At 60.6% G+C, this 20680-nt stretch carries 19 protein-coding genes and 4 tRNA genes; 6 read left to right on the top strand and 17 right to left on the bottom strand.

Features of this window, described 5'->3' with window-relative positions; all coding sequences use genetic code 11:
* Positions 1–121 precede the first annotated feature (121 nt).
* The 15 genes from rpoC to N2597_RS06670 form a co-directional block, all read right to left on the bottom strand.
* Complete coding sequence (gene rpoC / locus N2597_RS06740) at positions 122–4330, bottom strand: DNA-directed RNA polymerase subunit beta' (protein WP_038688278.1); 4209 nt, start codon at positions 4328–4330, stop codon at positions 122–124.
* Between the two features lie 188 nt (positions 4331–4518).
* Positions 4519–8658 (bottom strand): DNA-directed RNA polymerase subunit beta, encoded by a 4140-nt coding sequence (gene rpoB / locus N2597_RS06735; RefSeq protein ID WP_039619182.1) that lies wholly within the window; start codon positions 8656–8658, stop codon positions 4519–4521.
* A gap of 261 nt (positions 8659–8919) precedes the next feature.
* On the bottom strand, positions 8920–9300 hold the full coding sequence (gene rplL / locus N2597_RS06730) for a 50S ribosomal protein L7/L12 (RefSeq protein ID WP_009994538.1): 381 nt from the start codon (positions 9298–9300) through the stop codon (positions 8920–8922).
* A 58-nt stretch (positions 9301–9358) separates the two neighbouring features.
* A complete protein-coding gene (gene rplJ / locus N2597_RS06725; RefSeq protein ID WP_009994537.1) occupies positions 9359–9877 on the bottom strand; it encodes a 50S ribosomal protein L10 in 519 nt (172 codons plus the stop codon).
* A 328-nt stretch (positions 9878–10205) separates the two neighbouring features.
* Entirely contained in the window at positions 10206–10904 is a 699-nt protein-coding gene (gene rplA / locus N2597_RS06720; protein ID WP_038688272.1) for a 50S ribosomal protein L1, read from the bottom strand.
* A 4-nt stretch (positions 10905–10908) separates the two neighbouring features.
* The gene (gene rplK / locus N2597_RS06715) at positions 10909–11340 is read right to left on the bottom strand and encodes a 50S ribosomal protein L11 (RefSeq protein ID WP_009985507.1); all 432 of its coding nucleotides are present in this window, start codon (positions 11338–11340) and stop codon (positions 10909–10911) included.
* A 177-nt stretch (positions 11341–11517) separates the two neighbouring features.
* On the bottom strand, positions 11518–12048 hold the full coding sequence (gene nusG, locus N2597_RS06710) for a transcription termination/antitermination protein NusG (RefSeq protein WP_004669067.1): 531 nt from the start codon (positions 12046–12048) through the stop codon (positions 11518–11520).
* Between the two features lie 17 nt (positions 12049–12065).
* The gene (secE, locus tag N2597_RS06705) at positions 12066–12266 is read right to left on the bottom strand and encodes a preprotein translocase subunit SecE (protein WP_003573826.1); all 201 of its coding nucleotides are present in this window, start codon (positions 12264–12266) and stop codon (positions 12066–12068) included.
* A 192-nt stretch (positions 12267–12458) separates the two neighbouring features.
* Positions 12459–12534, bottom strand: a tRNA-Trp gene (locus N2597_RS06700).
* Between the two features lie 169 nt (positions 12535–12703).
* Positions 12704–13597 carry an NAD-dependent epimerase/dehydratase family protein gene (locus N2597_RS06695; protein WP_096772246.1) on the bottom strand — a complete coding sequence of 298 codons (894 nt, stop codon included), beginning with the start codon at positions 13595–13597 and terminating at the stop codon, positions 12704–12706.
* Between the two features lie 167 nt (positions 13598–13764).
* On the bottom strand, positions 13765–13899 hold the full coding sequence (locus N2597_RS06690; RefSeq protein WP_009996098.1) for a hypothetical protein: 135 nt from the start codon (positions 13897–13899) through the stop codon (positions 13765–13767).
* A gap of 205 nt (positions 13900–14104) precedes the next feature.
* Complete coding sequence (gene tuf / locus N2597_RS06685; protein WP_009996414.1) at positions 14105–15280, bottom strand: elongation factor Tu; 1176 nt, start codon at positions 15278–15280, stop codon at positions 14105–14107.
* Positions 15281–15446: 166 nt separating this feature from the next.
* On the bottom strand, positions 15447–15569 hold the full coding sequence (locus N2597_RS06680; RefSeq protein WP_009996412.1) for a hypothetical protein: 123 nt from the start codon (positions 15567–15569) through the stop codon (positions 15447–15449).
* Positions 15570–15614: 45 nt separating this feature from the next.
* Positions 15615–15688 (bottom strand) — tRNA-Gly (locus tag N2597_RS06675).
* A 24-nt stretch (positions 15689–15712) separates the two neighbouring features.
* A tRNA-Tyr gene (locus N2597_RS06670) sits at positions 15713–15797 on the bottom strand.
* Positions 15798–15998: 201 nt separating this feature from the next.
* On the opposite strand from N2597_RS06670, the gene rlmB reads away from it, so the two are divergent.
* From rlmB to N2597_RS06655, 3 genes are all read left to right on the top strand, one after another.
* Entirely contained in the window at positions 15999–16889 is an 891-nt protein-coding gene (gene rlmB / locus N2597_RS06665; RefSeq protein WP_096769279.1) for a 23S rRNA (guanosine(2251)-2'-O)-methyltransferase RlmB, read from the top strand.
* A gap of 381 nt (positions 16890–17270) precedes the next feature.
* The gene (locus N2597_RS06660; protein WP_164519030.1) at positions 17271–17429 is read left to right on the top strand and encodes a hypothetical protein; all 159 of its coding nucleotides are present in this window, start codon (positions 17271–17273) and stop codon (positions 17427–17429) included.
* Positions 17430–17491: 62 nt separating this feature from the next.
* Positions 17492–17620, top strand: coding sequence for a hypothetical protein (locus tag N2597_RS06655; protein ID WP_280950801.1), 129 nt, complete (start codon positions 17492–17494; stop codon positions 17618–17620).
* Positions 17621–17650: 30 nt separating this feature from the next.
* On the opposite strand, the gene N2597_RS06650 is transcribed toward N2597_RS06655, so the two are convergent.
* Both N2597_RS06650 and N2597_RS06645 read right to left on the bottom strand, forming a co-directional pair.
* Positions 17651–17983 (bottom strand): hypothetical protein, encoded by a 333-nt coding sequence (locus N2597_RS06650; protein ID WP_077993407.1) that lies wholly within the window; start codon positions 17981–17983, stop codon positions 17651–17653.
* A 113-nt stretch (positions 17984–18096) separates the two neighbouring features.
* A tRNA-Thr gene (locus N2597_RS06645) sits at positions 18097–18172 on the bottom strand.
* A 156-nt stretch (positions 18173–18328) separates the two neighbouring features.
* Between N2597_RS06645 and N2597_RS06640 the strand changes: the two genes are divergently transcribed.
* Genes N2597_RS06640 through N2597_RS06630 form a run of 3 tightly spaced genes read left to right on the top strand, consistent with a single transcriptional unit; the run spans position 18329 to position 20661 of the window.
* Entirely contained in the window at positions 18329–19102 is a 774-nt protein-coding gene (locus N2597_RS06640) for an NAD kinase (protein ID WP_010059525.1), read from the top strand.
* Between the two features lie 4 nt (positions 19103–19106).
* Positions 19107–19610, top strand: coding sequence for a hypothetical protein (locus N2597_RS06635; protein WP_077993405.1), 504 nt, complete (start codon positions 19107–19109; stop codon positions 19608–19610).
* A 31-nt stretch (positions 19611–19641) separates the two neighbouring features.
* Complete coding sequence (locus N2597_RS06630; protein ID WP_096769281.1) at positions 19642–20661, top strand: alpha/beta hydrolase family protein; 1020 nt, start codon at positions 19642–19644, stop codon at positions 20659–20661.
* Positions 20662–20680: the final 19 nt, after the last annotated feature.

Raw genomic sequence — 20680 nt, 5'->3', positions numbered from 1 at the left:
TGACAGGCAAAGCCCCTACCCTCCCGCCGAATAGATCAGAGCACAGCAAAAATGAAACCGCCCGAATCGCTCCGGGCGGTTTTTCAATTCGCATCTTAAGTTCCGGGACTTCAGCCGCGGATTATTCCGCGGCCGGGGCCTTTTCAGCCATGTCCTGCAGCATCGGAGTGGCAACGGCTGCACCGGTGCCCTTGCGACGCTCTTCGAGGATCAACTCGTCGCGCGAGGTGGCGATACGGCGGATCTGGGTCATGGTGCCGCCGGTGCCGGCCGGGATGAGGCGGCCGACGATGACGTTTTCCTTCAGACCCTGCAGACCATCCGTCTTGCCGGCGATCGCCGCTTCCGTCAGTACCTTGGTCGTTTCCTGGAAGGATGCGGCCGAGATGAAGGACGGGGTCTGCAGCGACGCCTTGGTGATCCCGAGCAGAACCGGATCGCCATGGGCGGGCTTCTTGCCCTGCTCGATCAGGTGGTCGTTGACGTCCTCGAGCTCGATCCGGTCGACATTGTCGCCGACGATGTAGGTCGAGTCGCCTGCGTCGGTAATTTCCACCTTCTGCAGCATCTGACGGACGATCACCTCGATATGCTTGTCGTTGATGACGACGCCCTGCAGACGGTAGACTTCCTGGATTTCATTGACGAGGTAGGAAGCCAGAGCCTCCACGCCCTTGATCGCCAGGATGTCGTGCGGAGCCGGGTTACCGTCGAGGATGTAATCACCCTTTTCGATATAGTCGCCATCCTGAAGGTGGAAGGGCTTGCCCTTCGGGATCAGGTATTCGACCGGCTCGACACCGTCTTCCGCCGGCTCGATGATGACGCGACGCTTGTTCTTGTAGTCGCGGCCGAGGCGGATTGTACCATCGATCTCTGCGATGATGGCGTGATCCTTCGGACGGCGCGCTTCGAACAGTTCGGCAACACGCGGCAGACCGCCGGTGATGTCCTTGGTTTTGGCGCTTTCGAGCGGCGAACGGGCGAGAACGTCACCCTGGGAGACCTTCGTGCCCGGCTCGACCGACAGGATGGCGTCGACCGAGAGCATGAAGCGGGCGTCGCCGCCGCGGGACAGCTTGGCGACATTGCCGCTGGCGTCCTTGATGACGATCGCCGGCTTGAGGTCCGAACCGCGCGGGGTCGAACGCCAGTCGATGACCTGACGCTTGGTGATGCCGGTGGATTCGTCGGTCGCTTCGAGAACGGAGAGACCGTCGACGAGATCCTCGAACTGAACCGTACCGGCCACTTCCGTCATCATCGGACGGGTGTAAGGATCCCACTCGGCCAGACGCTGGCCGCGCTTAACCTTGTCCCCTTCGTCGACGTGCAGTTTCGAACCGTAGGCCACGCGCTGCGAGGAGCGCTCCACGCCACGCTCGTCCAGAATCTGAACGGTCATGTTGCGGCCCATGGCAACGAGGCTGCCTTCCGAGTTGCGCAGCAGGTTGCGGTTCTTGATCTGCACCGTACCTTCGTACGACGCTTCCAGGAACGACTGGTCGACCACGGTCGCCGTACCGCCAAGGTGGAAGGTACGCATGGTGAGCTGAGTTCCGGGCTCACCGATCGACTGAGCGGCGATGACGCCGACGGCTTCGCCCATGTTGACCGGCGTACCACGGGCCAGGTCGCGGCCGTAGCAGACCGAGCAGACGCCCGTCTGGATTTCGCAGGTCAGCGCCGAGCGGATCCGGATCGACTGAATACCGGCCTTCTCGATCTCGATGACATCGGGCTCGAGGATCATCTTGCCGGCATCGACGATACGCTCGCCGGTGATCGGATGATCGATGTCGTCGAGCGCCGTACGGCCGAGGATGCGGGCGCCGAGCGAGGCGACGACCTGACCGGCATCGACGATGGCGGTCATGGTGAGGCCGGTTTCGGTGCCGCAATCAACGTGCGTGACGATGCAATCCTGCGCAACGTCGACGAGACGGCGGGTCAGGTAACCGGAGTTTGCGGTCTTCAAGGCGGTGTCTGCCAGACCCTTGCGGGCGCCGTGGGTCGAGTTGAAGTACTCGTTGACGGTCAGGCCTTCCTTGAAGTTCGAGATGATCGGGGTCTCGATGATTTCACCCGAAGGCTTAGCCATCAGGCCGCGCATGCCGCCCAGCTGACGCATCTGGTTCGGAGAACCGCGGGCACCGGAATGGCTCATCATGTAGATCGAGTTCATCGGCTTCTGACGGCCGGTGTTCTCGTCGAATTCGACCGCCTTAATGCGGGCCATCATCTCTTCGGCGACCTTTTCGGTGGCCTTGCCCCAGGCGTCGACAACCTTGTTGTACTTTTCGCCCTGGGTGATGAGACCGTCATTATACTGCTGCTCGTATTCCTTCACCAGGCTTTCGGTGTCGGCAACGATCTTCGCCTTGGCATCCGGAATGACCATGTCGTCCTTGCCGAACGAAATGCCGGCGCGGCAGGCATGGCTAAAGCCGAGCTGCATGATGCGGTCGCAGAAAATGACCGTGTCCTTCTGGCCGCAGTGGCGGTAGACCGTGTCGATCATCTTGGAGATGTTCTTCTTGGTCATTTCCTGGTTGCAGATGTCGAAGGGCACCTTGCCGTTCTTCGGCAGCAGTTCGCCGATGAGCAGGCGGCCAGGCGTCGTCTCATAGATCTTCGAGTAGGGCTTGCCATCCTCGTCGACCGACTTGAAGCGGCCGCGGATCTTGGTGTGCAGCGTCACGACCTTGCTCTCGAGGGCGTGATGGAGTTCGCCGAGATCAGAGAAGGCCATGCCTTCGCCCGGCTCGTTCTGATTGAGGATCGACAGATAATAGAGGCCGAGAACCATGTCCTGCGAGGGAACGATGATCGGCGCGCCGTTGGCCGGATGCAGGATGTTGTTGGTCGACATCATCAGCACGCGGGCTTCGAGCTGGGCTTCGAGCGACAGCGGCACGTGAACGGCCATCTGGTCGCCGTCGAAGTCGGCGTTGAAGGCCGTGCAGACGAGCGGGTGCAGCTGGATCGCCTTGCCTTCGACCAGGGTGGGTTCGAAGGCCTGGATGCCCAGGCGGTGCAGCGTCGGCGCACGGTTCAGGAGAACCGGATGCTCGCGGATGACCTCGTCGAGGATATCCCAGACCTCGGGCTTTTCCTTCTCGACCAGCTTCTTGGCCTGCTTGACGGTCGAGGAGTAACCCTTGGCGTCGAGGCGGGCATAGATGAACGGCTTGAACAGTTCGAGCGCCATCTTCTTCGGCAGGCCGCACTGGTGCAGCTTCAGTTCCGGACCGGTGACGATGACCGAACGGCCGGAATAGTCGACGCGCTTGCCGAGCAGGTTCTGGCGGAAGCGGCCCTGCTTGCCCTTCAGCATGTCGGACAGCGACTTCAGCGGACGCTTGTTGGCGCCGGTGATGACGCGGCCGCGGCGGCCGTTGTCGAACAGCGCGTCAACCGATTCCTGCAGCATGCGCTTTTCGTTGCGGATGATGATGCCCGGCGCGCGAAGCTCGATCAGGCGCTTCAGGCGGTTGTTACGGTTGATGACGCGGCGGTAGAGATCGTTCAGATCCGACGTCGCGAAACGGCCGCCGTCGAGCGGAACCAGCGGACGCAGATCCGGCGGAATGACCGGGACGACCTTCATGATCATCCATTCCGGACGGTTGCCCGACTCCATGAAGTTCTCGACGATCTTCAGGCGCTTCATCAGCTTCTTCTGCTTGAGATCCGACGTCGTGTCGGCAAGCTCGGAGCGCAGGTCGCCGGCGATCTTCTCGAGGTTCATCGAGGCCAGCATCTCGTAGATCGCCTCGGCGCCGATCATCGCGGTGAACTGGTCTTCGCCGTATTCGTCGACGGCGAGCATGTATTCTTCTTCCGAAAGAAGCTGGTGCTCCTTCAGCGCCGTCAGGCCCGGCTCGGTGACGATGTAGTTTTCGAAATAGAGGACGCGCTCGACATCCTTCAGCGTCATGTCGAGGAGGGTCGAAATGCGTGACGGCAGCGACTTCAGGAACCAGATGTGGGCGACGGGAGCGGCGAGCTCGATATGGCCCATGCGCTCACGGCGAACGCGCGACAGCGTGACTTCGACGCCGCACTTTTCGCAGATGATGCCCTTGTACTTCATGCGCTTGTACTTGCCGCACAGGCATTCGTAGTCCTTGATCGGCCCGAAGATGCGCGCGCAGAACAGACCGTCGCGTTCCGGCTTGAACGTGCGGTAGTTGATGGTTTCCGGCTTCTTGATCTCACCGTAGGACCAGGAGAGGATCTTCTCCGGAGACGCGATCGAAATCCGAATGGAATCGAAATTCTGTGCAGGCACCTGCGGATTGAAAAGATTCATGACCTCTTGGTTCATGCCTGTCTCCTTCATGGGCTAAAGCGCCCTCAAAATGCGATGGTCAGCGGCAATTTCCCGGGAGCCGCCTCCCTCGCTTAAACGAGAATAACCGCAAGATGCGGCGAAACTTCCCTTCCGGGCCGACATGGATGCGGCGTCCGGCGGGACCGGCGTGCGCCGCATGGCAGCGCACGCCCTATCAATGCTTACTCGGCCGCGTCGGGCAGCTGGTTTGCCTGCGCCTCATCAAGCTTGGTGTTCTCAAGCTCGACGCTGAGGCCCAGCGAGCGCATTTCCTTGACGAGAACGTTGAAGCTTTCCGGAATACCGGCTTCGAACGTGTCGTCTCCGCGGACGATGGCTTCGTAGACCTTGGTGCGGCCGGCGACGTCGTCCGACTTCACCGTCAGCATTTCCTGCAGCGTGTAGGCCGCGCCGTAAGCTTCGAGCGCCCAGACTTCCATTTCGCCGAAGCGCTGACCGCCGAACTGCGCCTTGCCGCCCAACGGCTGCTGGGTGACGAGCGAGTAAGGACCGATCGAGCGGGCATGGATCTTATCGTCGACCAGGTGGTTGAGCTTCAGCATGTAGATGTAGCCCACCGTGACCTGGCGGTCGAACTGCTCGCCGGTACGGCCGTCATAGAGCGTCGACTGGCCGGTGTCCTTGAGACCCGCCAGACGCAGCATGTCGTTGACGTCGCCTTCGTTGGCACCGTCGAAGACAGGCGTTGCAATCGAAACGCCGCGCTTCCACTGGTCGGCGAGACGCAGAACCGAGTCATCGTCGAATTCGTGCACCTGCTCGGCCTTCGGACCGGCACCGACGACATCGCCGATGGTCTTGCGCAGCGGCTCGATGTTGCCGTTCGCCTTGTAGGCTTCGATCAATTCGCCGATCTGGCGACCCATGCCGGCACAAGCCCAGCCTAGATGCGTTTCCAGGATCTGGCCGACGTTCATGCGCGAAGGAACGCCGAGCGGGTTCAGAACGACGTCGACATGCGTGCCGTCTTCAAGGAACGGCATATCCTCGACAGGCACAATGCGCGAGACCACGCCCTTGTTCCCGTGACGGCCGGCCATCTTGTCGCCCGGCTGGATCTTACGCTTCACGGCGACGAAGACCTTGACCATCTTCATGACGCCAGGAGGCATTTCATCGCCGCGCTGGACCTTCTCGACCTTGTCCATGAAGCGCTGCTCAAGGCGCGACTTGGATTCGTCGTACTGGCCGCGGAGTGCTTCGAGCTCGCTCTGGACCTTCTCGTCCTCGACCGCGAACATCCACCACTGCGAGCGGGGATATTCGGAGACGACGGCGTTCGAAAGCTCGGTGCCCTTCTTGAAGCCCTTCGGGCCGGCAATCGAGACCTGGCCGCGCAGCATGTCGATCAGACGGCCGTAGACGTTACGGTCGAGGATCGCCTGCTCGTCGTCGCGGTCCTTGGCAAGACGCTCGATCTCTTCGCGCTCGATCGCCATCGCGCGCTCGTCCTTCTCGACGCCATGGCGGTTGAAGACGCGAACTTCGACGATCGTGCCGTAGGTTCCGGGCGGCATGCGCATGGAGGTGTCGCGCACGTCGGAGGCCTTTTCGCCGAAGATGGCGCGCAGCAGCTTTTCTTCCGGCGTCATCGGGCTTTCGCCCTTCGGCGTGATCTTGCCGACGAGGATATCGCCCGGCTGAACTTCGGCGCCGATATAGACGATACCGGCTTCGTCGAGGTTCTTCAGCGCTTCTTCCGAAACGTTCGGAATGTCGCGAGTGATTTCCTCAGGACCGAGCTTGGTGTCGCGCGCCATCACTTCGAATTCCTCGATGTGGATGGAGGTGAACACGTCGTCGGCAACGATGCGCTCGGAGAGCAGGATCGAGTCTTCGTAGTTGTAGCCGTTCCAGGGCATGAACGCGACGAGCGCGTTGCGGCCGAGCGCCAGGTCGCCGAGATCGGTCGACGGGCCGTCGGCGAGAATGTCGCCGCGGTTGACGACGTCACCGACGGTGACCAGCGGACGCTGGTTGACGCAGGTGTTCTGGTTCGAACGCTGGAACTTCTGCAGGCGGTAGATATCGACGCCGGATTTGCCGGCTTCGAGGTCTTCCGTGGCGCGGATAACGATACGCGTCGCGTCGACCTGGTCGACCACGCCGCCGCGGCGCGCGCCGATGGCGGCGCCGGAGTCACGGGCGACGACCGGCTCCATGCCGGTGCCGACGAACGGGGCTTCGGCGCGCAGCAGCGGCACGGCCTGACGCTGCATGTTCGAGCCCATGAGGGCGCGGTTGGCGTCGTCGTTTTCCAGGAACGGGATGAGTGCCGCAGCAACCGAAACGACCTGCTTCGGCGAAACGTCCATCAGGTTCATGCTGTCGCGCGGGGCGAGCATAACTTCGCCGGCGTGACGGCAGACGACGAATTCGTCGACGAAGGAGCCGTCCGGGTTCATTTCGGCGTTGGCCTGGGCGACATAGTACTTCGCCTCTTCCATGGCGGAGAGGTAGAGCACGTCATTCGTCACCTTGCCGTCGACGATGCGGCGGTACGGGCTTTCGATGAAGCCGTACTTGTTGACGCGGGCAAAGGTTGCAAGCGAGTTGATCAGACCGATGTTCGGGCCTTCCGGCGTTTCGATCGGGCAGATACGGCCGTAGTGGGTCGGATGCACGTCGCGGACTTCGAAACCGGCGCGTTCGCGCGTCAGACCGCCCGGGCCAAGAGCCGAAAGACGGCGCTTGTGGGTGATTTCCGAGAGCGGATTGACCTGGTCCATGAACTGCGAGAGCTGCGAGGAACCGAAGAATTCGCGCACAGCTGCGGCGGCCGGCTTGGCGTTGATCAGATCCTGCGGCATGACCGTATCGATCTCGATCGAGGACATGCGTTCCTTGATCGCGCGCTCCATGCGCAGCAGGCCGAGACGGTATTGGTTCTCCATCAGCTCGCCGACCGAGCGGACGCGGCGGTTGCCGAGGTTGTCGATGTCGTCGATCTCGCCCTTGCCGTCGCGCAGTTCGACCAGCATCTTGACCACGGCCAGGATGTCGTCCTTGCGCAGGATGCGGACGGTGTCTTCGACGGTCAGGTCGAGACGCATGTTCATCTTGACGCGGCCGACGGCGGAGAGGTCGTAACGCTCCGCATCGAAGAACAGCGAGTTGAACATGGCTTCGGCCGATTCCATGGTCGGCGGTTCACCCGGACGCATGACGCGGTAGATGTCGAACAGAGCATCCTGACGGTTCTCGTTCTTGTCGGCCGACAGCGTGTTGCGGATATAGGCGCCGACATTGATGTGGTCGATGCCGAGAACCGGGATCTCGTCGAAACCATTCGCCAGGATGACGCCGAGCGTCTTCTCATCGATCTCATCGCCGGCTTCGAGATAGATTTCACCGGTGGAGTAGTTGACGATGTCCTCGGCGAGGTAATTGCCGTAGAGGTCGTCGTCGCCGGCCTTCAGCGCCTTCAGGCCCTTGTCCGACAGCTGGCGCAACAGGCGCGGGGTCAGCTTCTTGCCGGCTTCGACGACGACTTCGCCGGTATCGGCGTCGACCATCTCGGTGATCGCCTTGGCGCCCTTCAGCGTTTCCGGCTTGAAGGGAATGCGCCAGCCTTCGCCGTCGCGCTTGTAGAGCGACTTCGTGTAGAAGGTGTCGAGGATTTCTTCGCCGTCCATGCCGAGCGCCATCAGCAGCGAGGTCACCGGAATCTTGCGGCGGCGGTCGATACGGGCGTAGACGATGTCCTTGGCGTCAAATTCGATATCGAGCCAGGAGCCGCGATAGGGAATGACGCGGGCAGCAAAGAGCAGCTTGCCGGAAGAATGGCTCTTGCCCTTGTCATGGTCGAAGAAGACGCCCGGCGAACGGTGCATCTGGGAGACGATGACGCGCTCGGTGCCATTGACGATGAACGTGCCGTTGTTGGTCATGAGCGGCATATCGCCCATGTAGACGGACTGTTCCTTGATGTCCTTGATCGACTTCGCGCCGGTATCCTCGTCGATATCGAACACGATGAGGCGCAGCGTCACCTTCAGCGGCGCGGCATAGGTCAGGTCGCGCTGGCGGCATTCGTCGACGTCGAACTTCGGCGGCTCGAACTCGTAAGATACGAATTCCAGCATAGAGGCGCCGGAGAAATCAGTGATCGGGAAAACCGACTTGAAGACGGCCTGAAGACCCTCGTCGGGCCGGCCGCCCTTCGGCTCTTCCACCATCAGAAACTGGTCGTAGGACGCCTTCTGAACCTCAATGAGGTTCGGCATTTCTGCGACTTCGGGGATCTTACCAAAAAACTTGCGTACGCGCCTGCGACCGTTGAACGAAAGGGTCTGAGCCATCGTCGCTCCTTCAAAATCTTGCACCCGGGCCTGCAACGGACGGGAACCGATGGCCAGTCGACCCCGTCAATCAATGGGTAGTTCAATCTCGTCCGACTCCCGAAAACGCCCAGCTCGGATTGCTGTGCTGCCCTCGGTGCGAGACTATCCTTTTGAAGAACCCATTACCCAAAAGCCGTTTTGACGCGGCTTTTGGGTAATTCGTTCAGAAAAACGGCAAATGGGAGGCAGCAAAGGCCACCTCCCAAAAGCAGTACAAGCTTACTTGACGTCGGCCTTGGCGCCGGCGTCTTCGAGCTTCTTCTTGATGTCAGCGGCTTCAGCCTTGGAAACGCCTTCCTTGACAGCCTTCGGAGCGCCTTCGACGAGGTCCTTGGCTTCCTTGAGGCCGAGACCGGTGATGGCGCGGACTTCCTTGATGACGTTGATCTTGTTGGCGCCGGCATCCGTGAGGATGACGTCGAACTCGGTCTTTTCTTCTTCGACCGGAGCAGCAGCGCCAGCACCGCCAGCAGCGGCAGCAACAGCTACCGGAGCAGCAGCGGATACGCCCCACTTTTCTTCGAGAAGCTTCGACAGTTCTGCAGCTTCCAGAACGGTCAGCGAGGAGAGGTCGTCAACGATCTTTGCGAGATCAGCCATTTTACTAGTTCCTTTTGTTCGGTTCGAACCGGTTGTTTATAAACAGCGAAAAACCGCCTTAAGCGGCTTCGTCCTTCTTGGCGTAGGCCGCAAACACGCGGGCAAGCTGGCTTGCCGGTGCTGCAACAACCCCAGCGATGCGGGTAGCCGGTGTCTGGATCATGCCCAGCAGCTTCGCACGCAGCTCATCGAGCGAAGGCAGGGTCGCAAGCGACTTGACTGCATCGGCGTTGAGCGTGGTTGTTCCCATGGCGCCGCCCAGGACAACGATCTTGTCGTTGGTCTTGGCGAAATCCATGACGACCTTCGGAGCGGTGATCGGATCGGTGCTGTATGCAATCAGCGTCTGACCCTTGAAGAGATTCGACATCCCTTCCGCTTCCGTACCCTGAAGGGCAATTTTGGCCAGGCGGTTCTTCGCGACTTTGACGGTACCGCCAGCTGCACGCATCTTCGAACGAAAATCGTTCATCTGCGCGACTGTGGCACCAGCATAGTGGGCCACGACAACCGAGCCCGAAGCCTTGAAGACTTCGTTCAGTTCCGTGACGAATTCGCGTTTTTCCGCTCTTTCCACTGCCTATCTCCAGTTGGCGGGACCGAAAACGGGCCCGCCGGGTTGCCTTTTGCCTCCCGGGATCATGCGAGATCCCAAGCGACGCTTGAGGATCCTGTCCCCCCGCGCTTCCGCGCCAATCAAGGCTAAGAAGGCACAAGGCATCCAAGGCTCGAACCGAGTTTCTAGAAGCGAACTTCATGAATTCGGGTCTTACCCGTCTCATGCAGGCAACGTGATTAAGGGAAAACCACCTGCAATCTCGGACAGGATTCCGGATTTCTCCGGAATATTCCGGCCCCTTGCGAGGCCGGAAATTCAGTGACCGGACCGAGGTCCGGCAATCAACTTATGCAGTCGGTGCGGTGACCGAGCCGACTTCGATCTTGACGCCCGGGCCCATGGTCGAGGAAATCGCCACGCGCTTGACGTAGTTGCCCTTGGCGCCGGCCGGCTTCGCCTTGATGACGGCGTCGGCGAAGGCGCGGATGTTTTCTTCCAGAGCCTTGGCGTCGAAAGAGGCCTTGCCGATGCCGGCATGGACGATACCAGCCTTCTCGACGCGGAACTCGACAGCGCCGCCCTTGGAAGCCTTGACGGCTCCGGCGACATCCATGGTGACGGTGCCGACCTTCGGGTTCGGCATCATGCCGCGCGGGCCGAGAACCTTACCGAGACGACCGACGAGCGGCATCATGTCGGGGGTGGCGATGCAGCGATCGAATTCGATCTTGCCGCCCTGGACGATCTCGACGAGGTCTTCGGCGCCGACGACATCGGCACCGGCAGCCTTGGCTTCGTCAGCCTTGGCGCCACGAGCGAAGACGGCGACGCGAACCGTGCGGCCCGTGCCGTTCGGCAGGTTGACGACGCCGCGAACCATCTGGTCGGCATGGCGCGGGTCAACACCGAGGTTCATCGAGACTTCGATGGTTTCGTCGAACTTGGCGACAGCCCGCTCCTTGACCATGCCGATGGCCTGGGTCAGAGCGTAGAGCTTGGTGGGATCAACACCTTCGTTGATCTTGCGAGTGCGCTTGCCAGCCATGATCTTAACCCACCACTTCCAGGCCCATGGCGCGGGCAGAACCCTCGATCATCGCCATTGCACCTTCGATATCCGCTGCGTTCAGGTCCTTCATCTTGGCTTCGGCGATCGTCTTGATCTGAGCCTTGGTGAGGGTACCGGCCTTTGCGCCCTTGCCGGGCGTCTTGGAACCGGACGTGATCTTCGCTTCCTTCTTCAGCCAGTAGCTGACCGGAGGCTGCTTCATCGCGAAGGTGAAGGACTTGTCCTGGTAATAGGTGATGACGACCGGAATCGGCATACCCTTTTCCATTTCCTGCGTGGCGGCATTGAACGCCTTGCAGAATTCCATGATGTTAATGCCACGCTGACCAAGCGCCGGACCAATCGGCGGGGACGGGTTTGCCGATCCTGCCTTGACCTGAAGCTTGAGCTGGCCTGCAACTTTCTTAGCCATATCTCTCTGCCTTTCATGAACGACCGGTCGCCCGGCCCGTGATGCCGGATCTCTCCGGCGGCTGCGGTTGCGTGGTGCGGATCATTAGGGTCCGGCTAAGACCCCTCACCTTCCACGCGGATGCGGACAAGGTCCGCGGGAAACAGGCCGCACGGGCCAGCTTCCAATCTCCTACAATCAGACCTTCTCGACCTGAGCGTATTCCAGCTCGACCGGCGTTGCGCGGCCGAAGATCGACACCTCAACTTTCAGGCGCGAACGTTCTTCGTCCACATCCTGAACCGTGCCGTTGAACGAAGCGAACGGGCCGTCCGAAACGCGAACCTGTTCGCCGATCTCGAAGGTGATCGACGCCTTCGGCCGCTCAACACCTTCCTGGACCTGGCCGAGAATGCGCTCGGCTTCATAATCCGGAATCGGAACGGGCTTATTGTCGGAGCCGAGGAAGCCGGTGACCTTCGGCGTATTCTTGATCAGGTGATAGGCTTCATCCGTCAGATTGGCGCGGACGAGGACATAACCCGGGAAGAACTTGCGCTCACTGTCGACCTTGCGGCCGCGACGCACTTCCACCACCTTTTCGGTCGGCACGAGGATCTTTTCGAACAGGTGCTCGAGCCCCTTCTGGCGAGCCTTGTTCTCGATGTCCTCAGCCACCTTCTTTTCAAAATTGGAATACGCGTGGACGATGTACCAACGTGCCGCCATTTTCATCTCCACCCGTATCAGTTGCCGGTATTGAGCACGAAGCTCAGAACCCAGCCGATCAGCTGGTCAGCGGCAAAGAAAAACAACGCGGCGAACACCACCATCACCAGCACCATGACCGTCGAGATCATCGTCTCGCGGCGCGACGGCCATGTGACCTTGGACGTCTCGGAGCGAACCTGCTGCAGAAACGCGAATGGATTGGATTTGGATGCCATCGACTGCCCACGCAATTACGGCGCGTAAAGCTGAAACTATCAGCCCCACGCACCGCGTGTCTGTTGAACCCTAAATAAACACCGATTTCCGAATACACAAGAGGGAAACCGAAGTTTAACGAAATAAGTTACCACCGATCAACCCCGGCCGGAATGCCGCGAGCATGGCCGCGCTGTCCGTATCAGGGAAGATGGCAGGGGCAGAGGGGCTCGAACCCCCGACCTGCGGTTTTGGAGACCGCCGCTCTACCAACTGAGCTATACCCCTTCATGCCTCTCCTTCAGCGCCCGGGCCAAGGCCCGCAAATCACTGCCGAAATGCATGGCGCTCCCTTTAAGACGGCAGCGGCGGATTGGCAAGCACGATTTTCGATTTTCAGAGCCGTTCTGCTCATTTGCAGGCGACCGGGCTTTCCCATCGTGCTGCCCGCAAGCGTTCAGACCTTCACATATTTCCGCCAGTCGTGCTCTTCCTTGAAGCCCAGCACTTCGCGAATCTTGCGGTTGGAAAGCAGCCCTTCATATTCGCCGATTTCGCGGGTCAAGGGCACGTTCGGGTAGAATCGCTTCGCCAGTTCTTTCGACGGCGTATTGGCCGAAACCGTGTCATTGGCGGCATTGAAGACCTGATAGCCGAGACCGTTCTTCTCGATGCAGAGATGGCAGATCTGGCCGAGGTCGCGGGCGTCGATATAACTCCAGGCGATTCGCTTGCGCATCTCGGGATTGGCGAAATAAGTCGGGAACCTCTCATATTCGTGCGGCTCGATGACGTTGCCGATGCGCAGCGCATAAATGTCGAAGCCCGAACGCTCGGCAAAGGCGCGCGCGGTCTTTTCGTTGACCACCTTCGACAGGCCGTAGGAATCCATCGGATTGACGTCGTAGTCCTCTTCCAGCGGGAACTGGTGAAAATCGCGATGACCTTCGGCGAAGCAGACGCCGTAGGTCGTCTCGCTCGACGCGACGATGATCTTCCGGATACCGAGCTTCACCGCCGCCTCGATGACATTGTAGGTGCCCATCGTGTTGATGCGGAAGGTCTCATTGTCGGGCTTGATCAGGATGCGGGGGATGGCGGCGAAATGCACGACCGCATCGAAGGACTGGACGCCCCTGCCCGCGTCGAGATCGGGAAAATCGCGATGCATGGAGAGCGCGTTAAAGACCTGACCGCTATCGGTGATGTCGGCGATGAGATTGGTGACGCCGGGGCTGTCCAGCGGCACGAGATCGAGGTTGTGCACCTCGTAACCTGATTTAACGAGCCATGGCACGGCATGACGACCCGCCTTGCCCGAACCACCCGTGAACAGGATCCGCTTTTTCATGGAATATCCTCCGCGTCATGAGATCGGAGGCATAGTTAGACGCTTCCGCGCGAAGAGCAAGCGAGCGTCCTGCGAGAGTTCACCCCCGCCTCATCAGGCCGCCTGCGTTAAGCGCCTGATCATTCACTTTCAATCACCGCCGAATCCGGCGATGATTTGCAGGGCCGTCACTTGACGATACTGACCTCATCGACCTGTACGCCGGCCGATTGAACAACCTCTTGCGGGATCGCAGCGATGAAAAACATCGTGAAAACATACATTGCGAATATCGTCGCAACAAATGTGGCCTTTGGAATCATGCGAATTCTCCTCTCTACAAGAAGGAGTCTGAACTAAAATGCGCCAATCACAAACCGCTTTCTGAACGTGAGATGAACAAAATACTGTGACGGGCCTATTTAACGATATTTTTACAACACGTGTTAATCCGTCGATCAGGCATCAAAACGAAAAAACCCCGCTGTCGCCAGCGGGGTTTTTCCTGAATTGCAGGTAATCCCAGGATTACTCGACGATCGAAGCGACGATACCGGCGCCGACGGTGCGGCCGCCTTCGCGGATGGCGAAGCGCAGCTTTTCTTCCATCGCGATCGGAACGATCAGCTCGACGGCAACCGTGACGTTGTCGCCCGGCATGACCATTTCCGTGCCTTCCGGCAGCGTGACGATGCCGGTCACGTCGGTCGTGCGGAAGTAGAACTGCGGACGGTAGTTGGTGAAGAACGGCGTATGACGGCCGCCCTCTTCCTTCGTCAGGATGTAGGCTTCAGCCATGAACTTCTTGTGCGGCTTGACCGAACCCGGCTTGCACAGGATCTGGCCACGCTCGACGCCGTCACGGTTAACACCGCGAACCAGCGCGCCGATGTTGTCGCCGGCCTGGCCCTGGTCGAGCAGCTTGCGGAACATTTCAACGCCGGTCACCGTCGTCTTCGAGGTCGGACGGATGCCGACGATCTCGACTTCTTCGCCAACCTTGACAATGCCACGCTCGACGCGGCCGGTTACGACAGTGCCGCGGCCGGAGATCGAGAACACGTCTTCGATCGGCATCAGGAACGGCTGGTCGATCGGACGCTCAGGCGTCGGGATGTAGGAGTCGACCGCTGCCATCAGCTCGCGGATCGCGTCTTCGCCGATCTTCTTGTCGCTATCTTCAAGAGCGGCAAGCGCCGAACCCTTGACAACCGGGATGTCGTCGCCCGGGAAGTCGTAGGACGACAGCAGTTCGCGAACTTCGAGCTCAACCAGTTCGAGCAGCTCGGCGTCGTCAACCTGGTCGACCTTGTTCAGGAACACCACGATCGCCGGAACGCCAACCTGGCGGGCCAGCAGAATGTGTTCGCGCGTCTGCGGCATCGGGCCGTCAGCAGCCGAGCACACCAGGATCGCGCCGTCCATCTGGGCAGCACCGGTGATCATGTTCTTGACGTAGTCGGCATGGCCGGGGCAGTCGACGTGCGCGTAGTGGCGGGCCGGCGTCTCATATTCGACGTGCGCGGTCGAAATCGTGATGCCGCGCGCCTTCTCTTCCGGAGCCGCGTCGATCTGGTCGTACGCCTTGAACTCACCGAAGTACTTCGTGATCGCTGCCGTCAGAGACGTCTTGCCGTGGTCAACGTGGCCGATCGTGCCAATGTTGACGTGCGGCTTGTTGCGCTCAAACTTACTCTTTGCCATTTGAATGCTTCCTGTGAACGAAATGGTGGCCCCGGCGAACCGGTTTAGTGCCGCCGTTTAAGGCTTTCGGCGAAATTGCGCAAGACTTAATTGCAGACGCCATTCTTGGCGTGAAGGCGCATATGGGAGACAATTCGCCGCCTGCAAGGCGATTCGCCGCGCCCCCTCAAAAACCGCTGAAATCCCAGAGAAAATTGCCTGCCCAACAGGAGAAGAGCACTGGACGCTGGGCGTCGAGCGCCCTCACCTGCCAGACGATCGCCGCCATTGCCGGCGTCCGAAACATCATCGGCATCGCCGCGGCAGCGGTCGTATCAACGGACTTCGGGAAAACTGGAGCGGGTAGCGGGAATCGAACCCGCGTATTCAGCTTGGAAGGCTGCTGCTCTACCATTGAGCTATACCCGCGGGATGGTCCGATCCGATGACGAATGGTGGAGAGAGTTGGATTTGAACCAACGTAGGCTGAGCCAACGGATTTACAGTCCGTCCCCTTTAACCACTCGGGCATCTCTCCAGTTTTCGTCCGGATCGTTAGACCAAGTTCGTCAGAGTTCGAAGCGTTGCCGCCCGTCGTCTGCGCCGCGTATATGACCGGAGCATTTCCGTCTGTCAACACGATGACAACGGAAAAAACACGAAAAATTTCATTCGCCGCCGAAAGCCGGCATATGAAAGAAAGCCTATGCGGCAGCCAAGGCCATAGCTATAAAGCCGCATGAGCAAAGACAAGAAATCCGGCGGCAAGGCCGCAGCAGACCCATCCGCCAAGGATACGCATTACGCCAACCTCAGGCGTGCGCACCGTGACGCCAAACGCGAACGCGGCGAGATCCCGACACCACAGCCGCAGAAGCGCAAGCGTGGGCCTGAGGATTGGAAGCCGCCGGCGCTGGCGCCCGATCAGGTCTATCTCTACGGCCTGCATACGGTACGCGCGGCGCTCGACAATCCCGAGCGCAAGAAGATCAAGCTCTCCGTGACACAGAACGCACTCGCGCGGCTTGAAATCGACGTCGAGACGCTCGGCATTGCCTTCGAGATCGTCTCGCCGCACGAGATCGACAAGGTGCTCGGCCCGGAGGCAATCCATCAGGGGGTCATGCTGGAGACACGGCCGCTGCCGGTTCGCCGGCTCGAAGCACTGAAGGACAGCCCTCTCCTGCTGGTGCTCGACCAGGTGACCGATCCGCATAATGTCGGCGCGATCATGCGCTCGGCGGTCGCCTTCAATGCCGGGGCAGTGATCACCACCCAGAGACATAGCCCGACCGAGTCGGGCGTGCTCGCCAAGTCCGCCTCCGGCGCGCTAGAACTGATCCCTTATATACAGATCACCAATCTCGCCGATGCGCTTGGCGAATTACACAAGCTCGGCTTCTCCACGATCGGCCTCGATTCGGAAGGGCCGGCGCCGCTCGAAGGCACGTTTTCGGGCGATAAGGTGGCACTGGTGCTCGGCTCGGAGGGCAAGGGGCTCAGGCAGAAAACTCGCGAGACCGTGACCGCGCTGGCCCGCCTCGACATGCCGGGCGCGATCAAATCGCTGAACGTTTCGAACGCGGCGGCGATCGCGCTTTATGCAGCGCGGCTTTACTTAAAGGCATAGGCTGGACTCGCTAGGCCGGCTTACGGGCCGCGGCAAAGGGGATTGCCAATGTCGCCCGACTGAAACTCGCCGCCTGCATATCGACGGTCTCAGCCTGACGCTGATGAGCCATGACAGTGCGTCGCTTGGCTTCCACATGCGCGCCGACTGCATTTCCACAAGTCAGGGAAGAAGGCAGCAGCCGCTTTCGCTCGTCCGCCGCGACGCGGTCTAGCTCTTCTTTATGCATGTCGTTATCGCGGGACCGGGTGTACACTTCCGGGCGACAGGCATTAGACAGGAGAAATCCACTTTTGCCTTGGAATGACCTTCTGGAGCACTATGATCGGGCGGCGATCGATCGTAGCGACCGGTCACAAGCAAGAAGGAGTGATCCCCATCATGGCCATTCGACCGCTGATTTTCGGTATCCTGTTCATCGCGGCCTTTGTGGGAATCATCCTCAGCATCATCTGGGTGGACACCTCGCACCCGGTCCACCAGCCCGATCCTCTATCGCCGATGGCACCCGGCCCGGCGACGCCGGGACCGGTGCAATAGGCCGCGAGGAACGCAGCCGGCGATTGCGCGTTGATCCCCAACCGAATGAGGATTGTACGCTCATGCGCATAATGATCGCCGTCGTCGCCTTCATGGTCGCCTCCGTTCTCAGCATTGCAATCCTGTCGCCTTCCGGCGCAGGCCAGAGCGACAGGATCGAGGCAAGCGTCAACGAACCGGTCGCGCATTGAGCTGACGGCCCGGGCGATTCGCAACCGCGCTCAACCGCGGTAGAGCCAGAAGGGGAGATCGCGATCGCGATGGCGCCACTCCCGGCGTTCCTGCCACCGCTCCGCGCGCCACCGCCGCCAGCGGCGGTCATCATCGCGCCAGTCGGAGCGGCGCCAATCGCGCCGATCGCGCCAGCCACGGTCGCCACGCCAGTCACCGTCATCACGCCAACGATCACCTCGCCAGCTGTCGCGAATTTTGACGACATCTCCCTGCGCCGTCATCGCGGGCCGTTCAGCGGGCATAGCGGAAGCAGGTGCGACGGAGGCAAAAGCCGCACCGGCGGCAATGGTTACGGTGAGAATAATGTGTGCGAGCTTCATGGCGCTGCTTCCTCATTGATGATGAGGAGACAATGCCCCAGAGCGGCTGAACTGCCGCTGAAGCAGCCCTTCAGGCAAGGTTCATCGAGTCACAGCATATCGGAGAATAGGGATGGTGCCCCCGCCAGGGTTCGAACCCGGGACCCCCTGATTACAAATCAGGTGCTCTACCAACTGAGCTACAAGGGCAATAGCTGCCCAACTAACAGATTCTGCGATCCTGTAAAGGAAAATCCGATTCTGCGGACAGTCCGGCTTGGCGCCAAAACGCCGGGGCCGTGCAAAACGGCCTTGTCGCAGCGGCCTTTTATCCTTTAGCTAGAGCAGCTTCACAAAGGGCATTGCATGGGCCGTTCATTTCAGACGCTTTCGTTTATCGCCTCGCCAACGATGGAGGCGCTCGCCGCGCGCGAAGAGCTGATTCGCATCTATGGCGACGTGCCGCAGGATAAGGCCGACGTTATTGTCGCGCTCGGCGGCGACGGGTTCATGCTGCAGACGCTGCACAGCACCATGAACTCCGGCAAGCTGGTCTACGGGATGAATCGCGGCTCGGTCGGTTTCCTGATGAACGATTACAGCACCGAACGGCTTCAGGAGCGCATCTGCGTCGCCGTCGAAAACGCCTTCCGGCCGCTGAAGATGACGACGGCCAATGCCGACGGCACCAATTCAACGGCTCTTGCCATCAACGAGGTCTATCTGTTCCGCCAGTCTTATCAGGCCGCCAATCTCAGGGTCGTGGTCGACGGGCACGTGCGCCTGGAGGAGCTGATCTGCGACGGGCTGATGGTGGCGACCCCAGCCGGATCGACGGCCTACAATCTTTCCGCCCATGGCCCGATCCTGCCGCTCGAGGCGCCGCTGCTCGCCATGACACCGGTCAGCGCTTTCAGGCCGCGGCGCTGGCGGGGGGCTCTGCTTCCCAACAAGGTGACCGTCGATATCGACGTGCTCGAGCCGGTGAAGCGGCCGGTGAATGCGGTGGCCGACAATACCGAGGTCAAGTCGGTGCTGCATGTCCGCATCGCCCAGTCGGAGCATATGACGGCGCGCATCCTCTCCGATCCCGACCGCTCCTGGTCCGACCGTATCCTCGCCGAGCAGTTCAAGGATTGAGACGATGGCAATGCGACGGATATTGATGACCACGATGTTCCTCGTCGGATGCTCGGCCGCAATCGCCGCTCCCGCTCAGGACGCCATCCTGCCGGCTTCGGTGATCTTTGCCACCAGCACCGGCTACTGGGAGGACGACGGCAACGCACCTGATATCGAGCGGGCGCCTTCCGCCGCCGAGAATGTTTCCGCCCCTCAGGGAAAGCGCCATGGCTATTACAAGCTCTTTGCCGTGCGCCAGCCGGATCGGACCTCGAAGGTCTATCTTCAGCAGATTGCCCAGACGGAGAGCGGCCCGGCGATCGCCTCGACCGTCGAGTTGCAGGAGATCAGCGATCTGAAGCCCTACGTGACCGATATACGCCCGGAGAATTCGAGCGGCATCAGCAAGCAACCAGGCCTCTTCGCCACCATCTATCTGAAGACCGACCCTGCGGCCGAGCCGGATGGCTGGACGGTGCTGATCGACGAATTCGGTGACATCACCGTCGAGAAAGCGACCAATTGAACAACGGGCACTGTTTGCACAGGCTTGGACGATGAAACTCGGCTTTCGTGACGGCGTTCTTTACGACGACCAAAGACCGGACTGGGACGCAGCCGGCCCGAGGCCCGTCAGCTGGGCTCTGTGGTACCCGGCTGCCGATGACGCGCTGGAAAGCGATATTCGGGAACGAAGCTGGTTTCGCAAGGCGGCAGTCGCCCGCGACGCGCCGATTCGGCCGGCAAGCAGGCCTTATCCCCTGGTCCTGCTGTCGCACGGCACCGGCGGATCTGCGGCGGGGCTGGAATGGCTGGCGCGGCGCCTGGTCGATCGCGGATTTGTTGCGCTCGGCGTTAACCATCACGGCAATACCGGGATCGAGCCCTATCGAGCCGAAGGGTTTGCCTGTCTCTGGGAACGAGCGCCGGATCTAAGCCTGATGCTGGACCGCAGCCGCGACTGGCTCGGCGATCTCGCCGGCCGGATTGATACAGCCCGTGCGTTTGCGGCCGGATTTTCGGCCGGAGCCTATAGCGTCATGCTGCTTCTCGGCGCCGTCGCCCAGTTCTCGCAGTTCGAACCGTCAAGACTGAAACCGGGTGGGCCGCGCGGCCCAAGGGAGTTTCCCGACCTTGCCGATCATATCCCCTCGTTGCTGCGTGAGAGCGATGTGTTTCGCCAGTCATGGTCCCGCATGTCGCAGTCCTATCGTGACGACAGGATCACGGCCGCGCTGCTCTGCGCGCCGGGTCGCTCCATTTTCGCTTTCAGCGAGGAAAGTCTGAAAACGGTCGAGGCACCCGCCCTTATCCTGGTTGGCGACGCGGACAGGGCGGCACCGGCCGAAGAATGTTCAACATGGCTGCATGCGCGACTGGCGCGCAGCGCGCTGAAGATTTTCGGCGGCGGCCTCGGGCATTATGTCTTCGTACCGGAGGGCACGGGATTAGGCTTTGCCTTTGCGGCCGAGCTCTTCACCGATCCCCCTGATATCGAGCGCGCCGCCATTCATGACGAGACCGCCGATCTGTCGGCAGCGCTGTTTCAGCACGGCGACATCCGCGCCATCGCCTGAACGAAGAAGGCCCCGTCTC

Origin of the sequence: Rhizobium sophoriradicis, assembly GCF_025200795.1 — a bacterium.
Classification (GTDB): domain Bacteria; phylum Pseudomonadota; class Alphaproteobacteria; order Rhizobiales; family Rhizobiaceae; genus Rhizobium; species Rhizobium sophoriradicis.
This window is presented reverse-complemented; position numbering and strand designations above follow the sequence as displayed.